Origin of the sequence: Corynebacterium ulceribovis DSM 45146 (genome assembly GCF_000372445.1) — a bacterium.
GTDB classification, from domain to species: domain Bacteria; phylum Actinomycetota; class Actinomycetes; order Mycobacteriales; family Mycobacteriaceae; genus Corynebacterium; species Corynebacterium ulceribovis.
Genome location: NZ_AQUY01000003.1, coordinates 54,245 through 69,365, shown reverse-complemented (window position 1 = coordinate 69,365; position 15,121 = coordinate 54,245). Strand labels below are relative to the sequence as shown.

Genomic DNA, 15,121 nt, shown 5'->3' with positions numbered 1-15,121 from the left:
TCCGCGCACATTTGCGCCAGCGCAAATCAGTAGACTGGATACAAGCCGTGCAACCAGGACTGTTGAAGGAGCGCCCGATGTCCGAACCCGAAGTTCACAAAGCCACTGCCGTCGTTCCCGGAGTTGGTTATGGCCCTGCCGTGTGGGTACATCCACGGCCTGAGCTGCCCACTGCCGACGCGCGCATCCCGGACACCGACATTGAACTTGAAACCGACCGGATGAAAACCGCCGCGAAAACCGTCGCCGACCGACTCGCGGCCCGCTCCGAAAAAGCCACCGGCAACGCCGCCGAAGTGCTCCTAGCCACCTCTAAACTCACCATGGACCGCGGCTGGCAACGCGCCGCCGCCAAAGCCATCAAGCAGTCCAAGCCCGCCGAACTTGCCGTCACCGAAGCCATCGGCAAATTCGTCGATATGTTCAAAGCCGCCGGCGGTGTCATGGCCGAGCGCACCACCGACCTGGAAGACATTCGCGACCGCATCATTGCTGAACTGCGCGGCGAGGACGAACCAGGTTTGCCGGTGGTCACCGCGCCATCGATCCTGCTTGCCGACGATTTGAGCCCAGCGGACACCGCAACCCTCGACCCAGCACTCTTTGTTGGCCTAGCCACCGAACTGGGCGGCCCAACCTCCCACACGGCAATCATTGCCCGCCAACTCGGCGTGCCATGTGTGGTCGCCGCAGGCCCGAACCTCCGGGACATTGCCGCCGGGCAGCAGGTGCTTATTGACGGTTCCCTCGGCACAATTACCGTCAACCCAGCTAAAGACGTTGCCGCGGAAGCTGTCGCCCAGGCGCAGCGGATGGCAGAAAAAATTGCGGAATGGAAAGGCCCAGGCCGCACCAAAGATGGGCTGCGCGTACAACTGCTCGCCAACGTCGGCGATGGCGATGCAGCGCGCATTGCTGCCGAAGGCAACGTCGCGGAAGGCATCGGCCTGTTCCGCACTGAGCTGGCATTCCTGTCCGCGCAGCATGAACCAACTGTGGACGAGCAGGCGGAGGTTTACGCCAAAGTGTTCCGCGCCTTCCCAGAAGGCAAAATTGTGGTCCGCACACTTGACGCCGGCTCCGATAAACCACTGGTTTTCGCCAACCAAGAGATGGAAGAAAACCCGGCGCTGGGTGTGCGCGGCCTGCGTATTTCCCAGGCGCACTCTGGTCTGATGGAACACCAATTGGACGCCATCGTGGCCGCGAAGAAAATCGCTGGCCGTGGCGATGACGTGAAAACGTGGGTGATGGCGCCGATGGTCGCCACCCTGGAAGAAGCTGCCTGGTTTGCCAGCGAATGCCGCGAACGCGGACTGACTCCAGGCGCCATGGTGGAGATTCCGGCCGCAGCTTTGATGTCGCATGACCTGATGAAGGTGCTGGACTTCGTATCCATCGGCACCAATGACCTGACCCAATACGCCATGGCTGCCGACCGACTGTCGCCACACCTGGCATACCTGACAGACCCATGGCAGCCAGCGGTACTGCGGCTTATTGACATGACCTGCATTTCTGGCGCTTCAAATAATGTGCCGGTCGGTGTCTGTGGTGAAGCTGCCGCTGACCCGCTGCTGGCCTGCGTGCTCGTTGGCCTTGGCGTGAATTCCCTGTCGGCAGCCTCCACCGCGCTGGCCGGTGTCGGCGCGCAATTGGCCGAAGTTACTCTGGCGCAGTGCAAGGAAGCAGCGCGCGTTGCACTGAACTCGTCAACCTCTGAGAAAGCCCGCGACGGAGTCCGCCGCGTCCTGAACCTCTAACGACTGCGCCGACCTGCCTGCGCCGGTCAGCCTGCGCCGGTCAGCCGGCGCTGCTAGCGCACGGCTTCGGTGCGTAGCTCCGCCAGCAGCTGCAGCACCTCCGACGCCGTCGCGATGTCCGTAACTTGGAACTTCGCGGCGGTGTCCGCATTTGGCGCATCGGGATGCACTCGCACCGACACATCCAGCGGGCCCGTGAGCACCGCAAACGCCCGCTCATCGGTGACACAATCGCCGATATAAAACACAGCATCAGCTTGCTGCGCTTTCGCCTCAGCTGCCAGCCACGTCCCCTTCGTCACATGAATCACCGACGCTTCCACCGAACGGTTACCCGCGGTGATGAACACGCCAGGCAGCTTCCCGAGCTCTGCTAGAACCTGGTGCTCCAATTCGTCGGCAAGCACAGGGGACCGTTCCGAAAGCGCGCGAGTCTGGAAGACACGGGCGAAAGGTTTCCGCTCAACCCACGCGTCGGGGTGCACGGTCATGACATCAGCGAACACGGTTTCAATGTCGGACATTAACTGCTGCTGCGCCGGGGTCAGCGCGACGGTAGGCCCGGTACCAGCAGCGATATCGGAATCGGGTTGCGCCCCATGTGACCCGGTCAGCCGAAGCGGTGGCTGCGCGTCCGTGAGCTGCCGCAGTGACTCCAAATCGCGGCCCGACAAAATCACCGTCGGTGTGTTCGGCAACTCCGCCAGTTGCACCACCGCCGCCATCGACTCCGGCAATGCCCGCACCTGCATAATCTCGGCGTTAAACGGCGCCATAGTGCCATCAAAATCGGCAGCCACCAGAAGCGTTGGCTGCTTCACCACAGTTTTCAAAGCACGGACAAGATCGGGGGGAAGCGCAATCATGCCACCAGCATAACGTTAGGATGGGGCCGATGAACCTTCCAAGTAGCCAACCGATAGATGAACGCGCCCTGCGCGGAGCCTTCGGCGAATTCGCCACCGGCATCACCATCGTTGCTGGTCGGCACCCGGAAACCGATGAGCCGATTGGCTTTGCCTGTCAATCCTTCTCGAGCCTCAGCCTAGACCCGCCATTGCTGCTGTTCACCGTGATGGAAACGTCGCGGTCATGGCCACTTATTGCCGCCAGTGGCCGGTTTAGCGTCAACATTTTGGCCGCCGATCAGCAACCCATCTCCGAGCTGTTCGGGCGCCCAAACCCCAACCGTTTCGACAAAATTTCCTGGCAACCTTCCGCCGCGAACATGCCGCTTATTGACGGAGCGGTGGCGTGGATGGATTGCCAGTTAGCGCAGGAACTACCTGGCGGGGATCACACCATTGTTGTTGGGCAGATTGAAGACCTCGGGACGAGGGAAGATGCGATGCCGTTGATTTACCACCGCGCCGGTTACAGCGAACTCAGCAGACCAGGGCAACGGTCGCAGGCACACCTGCGGGACCGTCGACCATCGGTATAGAACTAATGAATTAGCGGCCGCTGGTCAGGCCCAGACCGCGAGGCGACTGGCCGGGAGCCGGGTCCTCATCTGCACGCGACAGTCGCATATCCGATTCAGCGCGGTGAAGCTGAAACTCGCCGTCGACGATCCGCTTGACGCGGTCTGCAAAATTGCGGGCATCTTCCGTGCAGGTCTCAAGAACATTGTCGGACTGTGGGGTCGGCTTGAACTTCACCTTCGAAATGGTGACATGCTCCGCATCCGGCCACTGCGCCTTGGCGACAAAAGCCTCACAACCGGTGTTCCCCGTGACACCCTTTTCGCTAAACGCCAGCTCTGGGGTGGCGGTGAAACCATACACCGGCGCATCGGAGGCAGCGTCCGGAGTATCCCACGCTGCGGTGATCTGCCACGTGCGGTCCACCAATGGGGAATCGACTGGGTCGGAGCTGCTGCATCCCACCAAGGAAGCCGCAGAGATAGCCGCCGCAGCAAGAAGCGCCGCAATGCGGTGCGGAGTGCGCGGGGTGCGGGAAGCCTGTGAAAACGCCATGGAACTAGCCTTCCTTATCCATTGCCGCGAGGAAAGAATCAGCCCACAACTGCACATCATGCTGGTTCACCCGCGCGAACATGTGCGACATGCGGTCCCTGCTGATGTTGGGGCTGTGATCGCGTTCGTCGATAGCGGTCATAATGGCCTCGCACATGGAATCGCGGTCATACGGGTTGCACAAATACACCTCCGTGAGTTCATGCGCCGCGCCCGTGAACTCCGACAACACCAACGCCCCAGACAGGTCACTGTGGCAAGCAACGTATTCTTTCGCCACGAGGTTCATTCCATCGCGCAGCGCCGTGACCAGCATGATGTCGGCCGCGCAGTACAAGGTGACAATCTCCGCGAATGGCATCGGGCGGTGCACATAATGCACCACCGGCCGCCACACGGAACCAAACTTGCCATTAATCCGCGATACTGTCTGTTCCACTTCCAGCCGGGTCTGCCGGTAATGCTCAATACGCTCCCGCGACGGAGTGGCCACCTGAACCATCACCGTGGTCTCTGGGTTCAATTCACCGGAGTCCAGCAGCTGCTCAAGGGCCTGCAAGCGATGCAAAATCCCCTTCGTATAATCCAGTCGGTCCACACCCAACAGCAATGTGTCTGGGTTGCCGAGGCGGTCGCGCAGCCGCTGCGGTTTCCCGTCGGCCTGTGCCCGCTCCGCCAGCTCCACCACAGCGGCGGTATCGATGGAAATTGGGAACGCCCCGACACCAACCTGTCGGCCCGAGTCCGCGACATCGACGAAGCTTGTGACTTCTCGGACGGATGGCACACCGCGGGAGTGGTGGCCCAATTCGTCAACAAGCTCCAAAAAGTTTTGCGCACCGGACGCCAAATGGAAACCGAGCAGGTCTGCGCCGAGCAAGCCGTCAACAATGTCGGTGCGCCACGGTAGCTGCCGGAAAATTTCGGCCGGCGGGAACGGGATATGCAGGAAGAAGCCGATGGTCAGATCGGGGCGGAGTTCGCGAAGCATCCGCGGGACAAGCTGAAGTTGGTAATCCTGCACCCAAACAGTGGCGCCTTCGGCAGCTTGGGCAGCAGCGGCCTCAGCGAAGCGGCGATTGACGGCACAGTAGCTATCCCACCAGGCGTTATGGAGCTCCGGTGGCACAATGAGGGAGTGGTACAGCGGCCAGAGAGTGGCGTTGGAAAAACCCTCGTAGAACTCGGTGAACTCCGCCGTGCTTAATTCCACCGGGTAAAGAGTGATGCCTTCGTCGGAAATAAAAGGGTCGGCAGCGAAATCGGCGATTCCCGGCCAACCAACCCAAGCACCGCGGCCACCTGCCAGCACTGGGCGCAGCGCCGTAACCAACCCACCCGGGGATGTCACCCACTGGGCAGAACCATCCGGTCGGTTAACCCGGTCAACCGGCAGGCGGTTCGCGACCACCACCAGATCACTGCGGCGATGCTCGCCAGGCTGGTTGCGTGCTGTGTTTTCGCTCATCAGATAAGCAATCCGCGCGGCGCCGGATGCCGCAGCTTACTGCGCGGTCTTCTTCGCAACCTTCTTTGCTGCCTTCTTGGTCGCCTTCTTAGCCGCAGCCTTCTTCGTCGCCTTTTTCGCGGTCTTCTTGGCTGCCTTCTTCGTCGTCTTCTTAGCGGCCTTCTTCGCAGCCCTCTTCCGAGTGCGCTTCGGTGCAGCTTCCTCTTCCTCGGTCTGCAGCTCCGCGGCGACCTTCGCGTGCGACAAGCCCTCCGGCTCCACACCGAGCATGCACATCAAAGTGACTGCGTCGAAGAAATCTTCAGAGTAACTAGCCACAATCTTCCGCGCATCAATCGCAGTCTGCGCCTCCACAGCATGGAGAGCTTCATTAGTATTGGCACGATTGTCGGTGACCTTAGGTGGCACAGATCCTCCTGAGACGTTGCAGCCGGACTTTGCAGACGTTGCATCCGCACATTTTGGGAACAACCCATTATAGCCGACTATAGCGAGGTCGGGCGGGGCAGGTCAGGGGAGCGCAGTCGGGGCAGGCGCGGAACCCTGGCCCCGGTGTTTGGGAAATGGGGCAGAGAATGTACGATGTTCCCTATTGCTGGAGTGGCGCAATTGGTAGCGCAACGCACTTGTAATGCGTAGGTTGCGAGTTCAAGTCTCGTCTCCAGCTCAAAGAACTAGCTCAGCTCTGGGGCTTCCCACAGGTTGAGCTTGGTGCCAATGCCCTTGGCAATGGCGTTGTCCAACACGTCGGTTGCCCAAGCGACGTCTTCAACTGGCATGCCGCCGACGGAGTAGCAGAAGATTTCCTCGTCGTTGGTGCGGCCGGTGGCCTTACCGGAAGCGATGTCACCCATGTTGACCAGCTTCTCTTCTGGCAGCTCGCCGGCTTCCTTCATGTCCCACCAGCGGTTGCCTGGGATGCCCAGCAGCACTTCGTAGGTCACATCCGGACCGTTTTCGTTGAACCACTCGGAGTACAGGCCCTTGTAGTCCACAACTAGGCGGGCATCGTCGCTCTTGATGAAGTCATCGTCAAAACGCGCCGCCGCTGGCAGCAACAACAGTGCGCCTGGCTTAATCCATTCCTTCTTAAAGTATGGGAACCCGGAGGGGCCGTCTGGGGAAGTGGAGGTCGCGGCAATGACAATGTCGGAGCCTTCGATGGCTTCCTGCTCGGTTTCCACGATGCGAACGTCTTCGAGCTGTGGGAACCTCTCCTTCACCCAATCGACGTAGCGCTGGGTCGAGCCGAGGGAGCGGCCCTTGACCTTGAGGGTTTTAATGCCTGGGCGCTGCGACAGGGTGGCGTCCAGGATGGAGCGGCTCATCACACCAGGCCCAATGACTGCGGCGACGGTGGAGTTCTCCAGCGCTAGGTGCTTGACGCCGACTGCTGGGACCGCGCCGGTGCGGTATGCCGACAGCAGGTTGGCAGACATGATGGCTTTCGGTGCGCCGGTTACGGAGTCGTTGAGCACGAACACGTGGATGGAGCGTGGCAGGTCGTGCTTGCGGTTTTCGGCGTTGGAGCCGTACCACTTCACGCCGGCGTTGTTGAAGCGGCCGCCGATGTAGGCAGGCATCGCCATGAAACGGCGGTCCGGGCCGTCAGCTGGCATGTTCTCGAACTTAGGGTTCTTCGGGAAGTTGATCTGTGCACCGTGGGAGTTCGCAGACGCACCAGCCATGCGGTAGTCACCTTCAGCCAGCAGAATCAGCACTTCCTCCATGGCATCGACACACTTGGCGGAGTCGGTGACACCCGCCGCGATCATGTCCGGCTCGGACAGGTAGAGCATGTCGATGCGTGGGGAAGTAGGAAATTCGGAACTCAAGATAAGCCTTTCGGTTACGGGAAATGGCGCTCGTTGCCAGAACAGTCTTACCTACCCAGAGTGACATAATTTCAGAGATTGGGTTGTTATGTGCAAAAGGAGACCCCGGAAAGGGTGAGGCGGGACACACTTATGGGGCAGCACATTTCCGCTCTTCGGTCAGCACAAGGATTTTCCTCTATACATGAGGGGGAACCGGTTTTGTACCGGAAAGGAGAATCACATGAGCGGTATCTTGTTTGTTTGCTCGCATAACAAAGGCAAATCCCGCATGGCTGAAGGCCTCCTGCGGTCCCGTGCGCCGCACATCCCCGTTGAATCCGCCGGCACGGACGTTAGCCCGAATGAACGTGGGGTCAATGAAGAAGCCCGCGAAGCCCTTGCTGAAGTTGGCGCCCGCATGGACGGCGACCCACTGCAGCTCACCGCGTCGCTGGCCGATAGCTACGACCTCATCGTTGTCGTCGGTCAGGCCGATATTTCCGACCTAGTGCCACAGGAATCCACTGTGGAGCGGTGGGATGTCGACGAGCCTTCCGAACGTGGCATCACCGGAATGAAACGGATGCGGATGTTGCGGGAGGAAATCGCAGAGCGTGTCGACGAATTGATCGACCGCTGGAATGAGGAACATCCAGAGTTCGACCCAGCGACGGAACTGAAAGACAAGTTCTAGCTCAGCTCCGCGGTGACCAGTTCGACTACTTCGTCAGCGGCGAAAATAGTGTGGTGCGCGTGCCCGTCTAAGAGGATTGTTCTGGCTCCGGGCCACTGTTGATCGTCAATAAGCGAAGAGGAAAACGGCACCACGAGATCGGTGCGAGAAGCGATCGACAGCAGCGGCGGTGACTGTGGCGGGGCCGTGGGCAGTTCCCACGGCAGGCGGGTGAGGAGATCCGCGAAGCCTTGGCCAGCGACGCGGCGGGCGAGACGTAGCGAAAGCCAGCGCGGATGTGGAACGCCACGGAAACAACCCGAGATAGACACGATGCGGCGGACCTGGGTTGGGGCGAGACTCCCAGAAGTCAGCAGGTGCATGGCTTGGTAGCCGCCTTGGGAATGGCCAACTAGATCGACCTGGCTGGCACCAGTATCAGCCAGAATGGCGTGGATGAGCGCTGCAATTTCGGCAGTATTCGCCGTGATGGCGTCCGTGCCGCGGCTACCGAAACTTAGCGAATACACCAGCCGTCCACGGGCGCGCAGGCTCTGAGCGATCGGTGTAAAACACTCCGGACCAGCGATCGTGCCATGGATACACACCACCGGCGGTGCATCGGTGAGCTGTGCAGAGAACTGCCCGGCGCGATACTCGGCCACTCGCTCGGCCGGTTCGGGGACGAATGTGCCGCGCGGGCCGACCGCCAGCGCGAGGGGCCGCTGCCACCACCGTTTCGGCGCTGGGGTCGGATCAGATGACGCTAGGGCCGGATCAGATGCAGTCACCGGGTGAACCTTTCAATGTCAGCGACCACAATGTCGCGAACTCGCCGGTCGTAGGGCATATCTTCATGCAGCACAATCGCCCGCGGGTGAAAATCCTGCACCCACAGGTTCCGGATAGCGTCGGGTTTTTCGGGCAGTTCGTTTCGGAACAGGAAACAGGAATCCGGTGGGTAAATCAGCGTGTCCGACCTTGTCGCAATGCACGTGTAGGACACACCCGGCAGTGGGGTGGTGTCTGCATTGAGCTGGTCCAGAATCTTCGTGCCGGTGATTTGGTCAAAACCAGCCGGGCCAAACCAATTCCGCACTACCGAGTCCACAAAAGAGGAGGCTCGTGGGGAACGGATCAGTGGGTTAATAATGCCGCCCATCTCCGTGCCATGGTTCGGGGTAGCCAGCATCACCAGGTGCTTGACCTTATGTCTCGCGCCGGGCGCTTGCTCCAGCCACATGCGGCACAAGATGCCGCCTTGCGAATGGCCCACCAGAATCAGCTTCTTCGCGCCGGTGGCCTTCAGCACGACATCGAAATATGCCGCCAACTGGTCCGCCGATTCTTCCAGCGGGGCGGTGGCCCGATTGCCGAAATCCGGGGCGAATACTGCCCAACCCGCTGCGCGCAGCTGCCGGCCGAGCTCCATCCAGTCGCCCTTGGTTGTCGTGGTGCCGTGCACCAGCACCACTGGGTACGGCCGCTCCGTGGTGGGGCGGGCGCGCCAATCGTCCTCAAACAGGCCGCGGGCAGGAATACGCGTGGACAGTGGGCGGGTAACCGACGTCAGGTCCGCGCCCGAGCCGTGGTCCCCGCCCGTTTCCTGGCCTTTGGCCTGCTCCACGACTTAAGCCAGGTTTTCGGTGCCCAACGCAGCGCGTAGCTTCTCCGCTGCCGCATCCATTTCCGCTGGGTCCGGGTTGCGGTTGACCTTGCTCAGGTCGTAGCCAGACATGTCGTTGGCCGGGAAGACATGGATGTGAGTGTGCGGCACTTCAAAGCCAGCAATCAGGTAGCCAGCGCGTTCAGAGCCGAAGCATTCCCGCACCGCCACGCCAATTTTCTGTGCGACATCGTTCAAGTGGGCCCACAGTTCTGGTTCCAGGTCGGTCCAGCGGTCCACTTCGTCAATAGGCACAACCAACGTGTGGCCGTATGCAATTGGTTCAATGGTCAGGAAAGCGACGACCTTTTCGTCCCGGTACACGAAGCGTCCCGGCAGTTCGCCGCTGATGATGCGAGTGAAGACAGAAGCCATAGGTCCAAGGGTAGTCATCCTTGCCGGTAATGTTGGGGGCATGCGCATTCTCGTTATAGGTGGCGGTGCCCGCGAGCACGCCCTTCTCTACGCCCTCAGCCGCGACCCGCAGGTCACTGCACTGCACGTCGCCCCAGGTAATGCCGGTATGTCCAACCTGGCGACCCTGCACAATATTGATGTGAAAGACTCCGCCGGTCTGGTCGCATTGGCGAAGACCGAAAACATTGACCTCGTGGTCATTGGTCCGGAAATCCCATTGGTTGCGGGGGTAGCGGACGCACTGCGTGACGCCGGTTTCGCGGTCTTCGGCCCAAGTGCGGCCGCCGCGCAGATTGAAGGCTCCAAGGAGTTTGCGAAGGACATTATGAAGGCCGCCGGGGTCGTTACCGCTGATGCGGTGGTGCTGCGTGCCGACCAAGATGGGCTTGATGACGCATTGGAAGCAGCCCTAGACGACATGGGTCCAACGTGGGTTGTCAAGGATGATGGCCTCGCTGGCGGCAAGGGTGTTGTCGTGACCGATGAGCGCGACGCTGCGGAAGCGCATGCGCGTGAGGTGCTCGCCGCTGGCAACCCAGTGCTGTTTGAACGCTTCCTCGACGGTCCAGAAGTGTCCCTCTTCTGCCTGGTTGACGGCGAAACTGTGGTGCCGCTGATTCCAGCGCAGGACCACAAGCGCGTCGGTGACGGTGACACCGGCCCGAACACCGGCGGCATGGGCGCATACTGCCCGCTGCCGTGGCTACCGGAAGACGGTGTTGACCGCATTGTCCGCGAAGTGTGTGAACCGGTGGTGAAGGAAATGGCTGCGCGCGGCGTGCCATATTCCGGTCTGCTGTATGCCGGTCTGGCGTGGGGCAAGAATGGTCCAGCGGTTATTGAATTCAACTGCCGTTTCGGTGACCCAGAAACCCAGCCAGTGCTGTCGCTGCTGGAAACCCCACTGGCAGGCGTGCTGAATGCGGTGGCTACCGGCACCCTGGCTGAGCAGCCGGAACTCAAGTGGCGCGATGGTTACGCGCTGACCGTGGTGCTGGCAGCGGAGAACTACCCAGCATCTCCTGTAGTCGGTGGCGAAATCACCGGTGCACAGCCTGGCCGCGAAGCTGACGGTGTGCTGCATGCCGGCACTGCGGAAAAGGACGGCAAGATTGTGTCCGCTGGTGGTCGCGTGCTGAACGTGATTGGCACCGGTGACACTTTGGCTGCTGCCCGCGACAACGCCTACCGTGTTCTAGACACCATTGAGCTGGCCGGTTCGCACTACCGCACGGACATTGCGCTGCCAGCGGTGGAAGGCAAGATTTCGATTCCAACGCAGTAATCGGCAGCAGGCCACATTAGGCACGCTGGCCAACTAGGTCAGTAGACATCTAGGCGGGATTCGCGCGGAGCCATTTGAGCACCGCACGGACCCGCCGATTGTCATCTTCCGGGGTAAAACCTAGCTTCATAAAGACTGCGGCAACGTTTTTGCTCACCGCACCAGCGCTTAAATACAGCTTTTCCGCAATCTGCGTATTGCTTAGGCCTTCCGCCATCAGCTGCAGCACCTCCGTTTCTCGCTCTGTGAGCGAAGCAATCCCGGACGTGTTCCGCCGCAGCAGCACCGTCACGACCTCAGGATCCACCACGGTGCCGCCCGCGGCGACCTTGTCGACAGTAGCAAGAAACTCCTCGACCTCAGCGACCCGATCCTTTAACAAATACCCAAAGCCACCAGCGTCAATAAGCGAATCCAGATAGGCCGCCGCCACATACTGGGACAGCATCACCACAGGTAACTCTGCGTGGATACGGCGAAGCTCCGCTGCAGCGCGCAAACCGTCGTCAGTCATCGTCGGTGGCATACGGATGTCGGAGACCACCACGTCCGGTGGGGCATCGGCGGCAACCGCTAGCAGCTCATCGGCGTCCGAAACTGCCGTGACTTCATGACGAGCGGCAGTGAGCAGCTGCGTCAACCCCGCACGCAGCAGGGCATTATCTTCAGCAAGCACAATGCGCATCCCAGTTCCCTTTTCTTCGGTCCAATTCACTCAAGCGCGTCAACTCATCCGTTAAGCCGCAGCAGGCGCCGACACCAACAGCGCGCCAACACGGTGGGCTTCGTGCCCAGTCTGCCCACCAGGTTCGCCGTCGAGTGTGAACTGCGCATCGCCGCCGAGCGCCCGGGCACGTTCTCGAAGCCCAGCAATCCCCGTTCCGGGCTCTGCGCGTCGCCCTGTATCTGCTTTGATGTGGGCTTGGTCTGTGGAGTCCGCAACCGCATTCTGCACTGCCAGTTGCACCTGCTCCAGCTGCCCGCGCCGCTGCTCATAGGTCACCGTAATCGTCGCCACGCTCGCCCCACCGTGCTTCACCGCATTCGTCAGCCCCTCCGCTGCTGCGTGGTACAACAACAGCGCCGTCGCGGCCGCCAATGGTGGTTCCGCTTCTTTGGGCTTAGCGACGATTACGCCGCCGTCAGAAAACTGGTGCCGCACCTGGCATTGAATACCAGCATGCGATGCCAATTCATCCAACGCGGCTGCAAGACCATGATCTTGCAGTACTTGCGGATAGATACCGCGAATCGTGGTGCGCAGCGAGGATAGTGCGTGCTGGGCGTTTGCTTTGGCATCAGAAAGTGCGGCTTGCAGCTGCGGGTTCGGCGGAAGCGTTTCCGGGTACTTGGCGAGGGCGAGTTGAGCCGCCGCCAAATTCAGATTCAATGCCGCCAGATAGGACTGGGTGCCATCATGCAACTGCCTGGCCTTCATCCCCCTCGAGCAGCGCGGTCAACGACACTGACACTCCGGCAATGACCCAACTGGTGTACACCAAGCAAACCACCGCAATGACAAAGAGAACAGCACAACCGACAATCAGCTCACCTAAAGAATTAGTGGGCACACCAATAATGCGAACATCTTGCGGGTTTGGCTCAATGAACGGCAAAGCCACCGACACCGCCGCCATGGTGAGGAACAGTGCGGCGTCTATCAGCGCCACCAGCGCTAACAGAATTTGAACTAGCATTAGCACAATCCGGCGGAAGTCGAGCACCCCAGTGGCACGATCCGGAACCGGTACACCCAACGCCTGAGCACCACGGCGAAATGCCCGAGCTGACCAATCGGCAGTGAATGGCAAAAACACAAAATTAAGCACCGTGAACAGCGCAATCGGAATCGCGACAAGCCCCAAACACACCACATACAACACCGCACGCCCCGCCGCCGAAGACAGCACAAACCGGAGTGGATTGCCACGGAACCCCGGTGGCCACCGCAGGGATTCAGGTGAAGGCGCAGTGCTAGAGGTCATAGCTTTCAGACTACGGAACGCCTCTGGCGAAAGCAGTAGAGCTAGCTCCCGTCTTTGAGTAGAGCAGGGTGCGACAAAAGCGGCAATAGGGACCATGTTGACCAGCAGAAATGTTCGCAAAACTGAAGAGCATGAAACAGCTACTCACCGACCCGCGACGTCAACAAGCCCCTATCTTTTGCCGGGGAATGAGCAAAAAGTTCGGCAAGAACGTTGTGTTAGCCAACGTAAACCTAGAGGTGCGGCCCGGGGAACTACTCGTGCTGACTGGGCCATCTGGCGCTGGCAATACCACGCTGATGTCCGTGCTGGCGGGACTAGAAAAACCTACGTCCGGGCAGGTCACTGCGCCGGGACGGGCGGCGCGTGGCTTCATATTTCAAGATTTCAACCTGCTGGAAACCCTGACCATTGCGGACAATATCCGTGTTGCTGCCGGACTCATTGGGAAGAAGGTGACCGCCTCGCACACCCGCGAGCTGTTGGCAGAGTTGGGTTTGGCAGGGCTCGCATCGCGCATGCCGCACGAACTATCCGGTGGACAGCAACAACGCGCCGCTATTGCCCGCGTTCTCGGTGCCGACGTGCCGTATATCTTCGCTGATGAACCAACCTCTGCGCTGGACGAGACCAACGCGCGGATGGTGATGGGGCTGCTGCAAGATAGTGCACATCGACGCGAGACCCGGAAGGGGACCTAGTCAGCCTGGTTGTCGATAGTGGCGACCACAGTATCTATCCGCAAAACTTCAAGGAAGGGCGCGCGCCGACCGCACCGAATGAACTGGCGCTGAGCGAACTAAATGCCAAGGACCTCGGCATGGAAGTCGGCCGGACCTTGCACGGCAAGAACCGCGATTTCACCATCGTTGGGGTGTACTCCAGCGTGGGCCAAGGCGGTAAAACTGCGCTAGGCCAACTTCCTGCGCACTCCGGGCCACGGCTATTTACCGTCTTCTTCATCGACGTCGCGGACGGAGTTGAACCGCAAACCATCGTCGACCGATACAAGGATGACGTAGAACCGGGTCGCATCACTGACGCCGAGCGAATTCGCCAAGAAATGCTCGGTGGCATTGTCGACGGCCTGACCATCGTCAACTACGCCACTCAAGTTGGCTCCTTGCTGATTGTCGGTCTGATCACCTTGCTCTTCGTCCGGCTCTTCATGGTCCGAGCTCAGCGACGCCGCTCTATCATGCAGGCGCTGGGCGGGCCGCCAAATAGCTACCGCGCTGCCGTGCTCACCCAAATGCTGTTGCCGTCCACCATCGGTGCCATCCTCGCCACCGCACTGTCCTACCCACTGGTCAACCTGCTGATGAGCACAGCCGGAAGTGTCTTCGGCTCCTCCGGATTCCAAATTGACCCAATGTCCATGTTCGCTGGAGCGGAAATCCCGCTCGAAATCCTCGCTGTTATTGCCGCTGTCACCGCGTTGGCAGTGCACCGACTCCCTGCATCCCAAGTCGCCCGCGACGTCGCGGGACAAGAAGATTAGGACCCTGAAATGAACACTCCATTGATCAGCGCCCGTGGCGTCGAAAAGCACTTTGACCTACCTGGCGGCGGCAAAGTGGAAGTCCTCCGTGGCATCGACGTTGACATCCAACGCGGTGAATTCGTCGCCATCATGGGGGCGTCCGGCAGCGGAAAATCCACCCTGCTGTACGCATTGAGCGGCATTGACCTGCCGACCGCAGGCACCGTCAACGTCGACGGAAACGAATTAACAACGATGAGTCAGCGCCAGCTTGAAGCGCTGCGCCTAGACCGCATCGGCTTCGTATTCCAACAACCGCACCTGCTGGACGGTGCCACCATCCGCGACAATGTCCTGCTGCCGGTGTCGTGGAAAGGTAAGAAGCGCCGCGATGCTGCGGTCGCCGAAAGTGAAGAGCGGATGGCACGGCTGTCCATCGACCACGTCGCCGACAACGATGCCGCCACTGTCTCCGGTGGCCAACGCCAACGCGCCGGCATTGCCCGAGCCATGGTGAACAACCCGATTTTGATGTTCGCTGACGAACCGACCGGACTATCCGCGTCGTCGACGGGAAAGTAGAAG

General features: G+C 60.4%; 18 protein-coding genes and 1 tRNA gene. 8 read left to right on the top strand and 11 right to left on the bottom strand.

Annotation, left to right across the window (positions count from 1 at the left end; translation table 11 throughout):
• Positions 1–77 precede the first annotated feature (77 nt).
• Positions 78–1,763, top strand: a complete 1,686-nt coding sequence (gene ptsP / locus A3EC_RS0108885; RefSeq protein WP_018024831.1) for a phosphoenolpyruvate--protein phosphotransferase — start codon at positions 78–80, stop codon at positions 1,761–1,763.
• A 53-nt stretch (positions 1,764–1,816) separates the two neighbouring features.
• Here ptsP and A3EC_RS0108880 read toward each other — a convergent pair whose 3' ends face one another.
• Complete coding sequence (locus A3EC_RS0108880; protein ID WP_051061052.1) at positions 1,817–2,629, bottom strand: trehalose-phosphatase; 813 nt, start codon at positions 2,627–2,629, stop codon at positions 1,817–1,819.
• Positions 2,630–2,658: 29 nt separating this feature from the next.
• Between A3EC_RS0108880 and A3EC_RS0108875 the strand changes: the two genes are divergently transcribed.
• Entirely contained in the window at positions 2,659–3,207 is a 549-nt protein-coding gene (locus A3EC_RS0108875) for a flavin reductase family protein (protein ID WP_018024829.1), read from the top strand.
• A 10-nt stretch (positions 3,208–3,217) separates the two neighbouring features.
• Here the strand turns inward: A3EC_RS0108875 and A3EC_RS0108870 are convergent, their stop codons facing one another.
• The 3 genes from A3EC_RS0108870 to A3EC_RS0108860 are packed head-to-tail and all read right to left on the bottom strand — an operon-like array spanning position 3,218 to position 5,618.
• Entirely contained in the window at positions 3,218–3,742 is a 525-nt protein-coding gene (locus A3EC_RS0108870) for an META domain-containing protein (protein WP_018024828.1), read from the bottom strand.
• Between the two features lie 4 nt (positions 3,743–3,746).
• The gene (locus A3EC_RS0108865) at positions 3,747–5,210 is read right to left on the bottom strand and encodes an alpha,alpha-trehalose-phosphate synthase (UDP-forming) (RefSeq protein ID WP_018024827.1); all 1,464 of its coding nucleotides are present in this window, start codon (positions 5,208–5,210) and stop codon (positions 3,747–3,749) included.
• A gap of 36 nt (positions 5,211–5,246) precedes the next feature.
• Positions 5,247–5,618 carry a hypothetical protein gene (locus tag A3EC_RS0108860; RefSeq protein WP_018024826.1) on the bottom strand — a complete coding sequence of 124 codons (372 nt, stop codon included), beginning with the start codon at positions 5,616–5,618 and terminating at the stop codon, positions 5,247–5,249.
• 186 nt (positions 5,619–5,804) lie between these two features.
• Between A3EC_RS0108860 and A3EC_RS0108855 the strand changes: the two genes are divergently transcribed.
• A tRNA-Thr gene (locus tag A3EC_RS0108855) sits at positions 5,805–5,877 on the top strand.
• A 7-nt stretch (positions 5,878–5,884) separates the two neighbouring features.
• Here the strand turns inward: A3EC_RS0108855 and A3EC_RS0108850 are convergent.
• The gene (locus A3EC_RS0108850) at positions 5,885–7,045 is read right to left on the bottom strand and encodes an ornithine cyclodeaminase family protein (RefSeq protein ID WP_018024825.1); all 1,161 of its coding nucleotides are present in this window, start codon (positions 7,043–7,045) and stop codon (positions 5,885–5,887) included.
• A gap of 184 nt (positions 7,046–7,229) precedes the next feature.
• Here A3EC_RS0108850 and A3EC_RS11930 point away from each other — a divergent pair, with 184 nt between their 5' ends.
• Complete coding sequence (locus A3EC_RS11930; RefSeq protein ID WP_342661862.1) at positions 7,230–7,721, top strand: arsenate-mycothiol transferase ArsC; 492 nt, start codon at positions 7,230–7,232, stop codon at positions 7,719–7,721.
• On the opposite strand, the gene A3EC_RS12545 is transcribed toward A3EC_RS11930, so the two are convergent.
• The 3 genes from A3EC_RS12545 to A3EC_RS0108830 are packed head-to-tail and all read right to left on the bottom strand — an operon-like array spanning position 7,718 to position 9,741.
• On the bottom strand, positions 7,718–8,491 hold the full coding sequence (locus tag A3EC_RS12545; RefSeq protein ID WP_018024823.1) for an esterase/lipase family protein: 774 nt from the start codon (positions 8,489–8,491) through the stop codon (positions 7,718–7,720). The two genes, A3EC_RS11930 and A3EC_RS12545, sit on opposite strands and share 4 nt — an antisense overlap.
• Positions 8,488–9,327 carry an esterase/lipase family protein gene (locus A3EC_RS0108835; RefSeq protein ID WP_018024822.1) on the bottom strand — a complete coding sequence of 280 codons (840 nt, stop codon included), beginning with the start codon at positions 9,325–9,327 and terminating at the stop codon, positions 8,488–8,490. The genes A3EC_RS12545 and A3EC_RS0108835 overlap by 4 nt, the downstream gene beginning before the upstream one ends.
• A 3-nt stretch (positions 9,328–9,330) precedes the next feature.
• On the bottom strand, positions 9,331–9,741 hold the full coding sequence (locus A3EC_RS0108830; protein WP_018024821.1) for an HIT family protein: 411 nt from the start codon (positions 9,739–9,741) through the stop codon (positions 9,331–9,333).
• A gap of 40 nt (positions 9,742–9,781) precedes the next feature.
• Between A3EC_RS0108830 and purD the strand changes: the two genes are divergently transcribed.
• Complete coding sequence (purD, locus tag A3EC_RS0108825; RefSeq protein WP_018024820.1) at positions 9,782–11,068, top strand: phosphoribosylamine--glycine ligase; 1,287 nt, start codon at positions 9,782–9,784, stop codon at positions 11,066–11,068.
• A 49-nt stretch (positions 11,069–11,117) separates the two neighbouring features.
• On the opposite strand, the gene A3EC_RS0108820 is transcribed toward purD, so the two are convergent.
• From A3EC_RS0108820 to A3EC_RS12540, 3 genes are read right to left on the bottom strand one after another with little or no spacing between them, the layout of a single operon-like run.
• On the bottom strand, positions 11,118–11,753 hold the full coding sequence (locus A3EC_RS0108820) for a response regulator transcription factor (RefSeq protein ID WP_018024819.1): 636 nt from the start codon (positions 11,751–11,753) through the stop codon (positions 11,118–11,120).
• Between the two features lie 51 nt (positions 11,754–11,804).
• The gene (locus tag A3EC_RS11920) at positions 11,805–12,506 is read right to left on the bottom strand and encodes a sensor histidine kinase (protein ID WP_026162356.1); all 702 of its coding nucleotides are present in this window, start codon (positions 12,504–12,506) and stop codon (positions 11,805–11,807) included.
• On the bottom strand, positions 12,484–13,053 hold the full coding sequence (locus tag A3EC_RS12540) for a hypothetical protein (RefSeq protein ID WP_026162355.1): 570 nt from the start codon (positions 13,051–13,053) through the stop codon (positions 12,484–12,486). The genes A3EC_RS11920 and A3EC_RS12540 overlap by 23 nt, the downstream gene beginning before the upstream one ends.
• 131 nt (positions 13,054–13,184) lie before the next feature.
• Here A3EC_RS12540 and A3EC_RS0108805 point away from each other — a divergent pair, with 131 nt between their 5' ends.
• The 3 genes from A3EC_RS0108805 (at position 13,185) to A3EC_RS11915 (ending at position 15,118) form a co-directional block, all read left to right on the top strand.
• Complete coding sequence (locus A3EC_RS0108805) at positions 13,185–13,754, top strand: ATP-binding cassette domain-containing protein (RefSeq protein ID WP_169331406.1); 570 nt, start codon at positions 13,185–13,187, stop codon at positions 13,752–13,754.
• Between the two features lie 119 nt (positions 13,755–13,873).
• Positions 13,874–14,554: an FtsX-like permease family protein gene (locus tag A3EC_RS0108800; RefSeq protein WP_018024817.1), complete on the top strand. Its 681-nt coding sequence runs from the start codon at positions 13,874–13,876 to the stop codon at positions 14,552–14,554.
• 9 nt (positions 14,555–14,563) lie between these two features.
• Positions 14,564–15,118, top strand: coding sequence for an ABC transporter ATP-binding protein (locus A3EC_RS11915; protein WP_018024816.1), 555 nt, complete (start codon positions 14,564–14,566; stop codon positions 15,116–15,118).
• Positions 15,119–15,121: the final 3 nt, after the last annotated feature.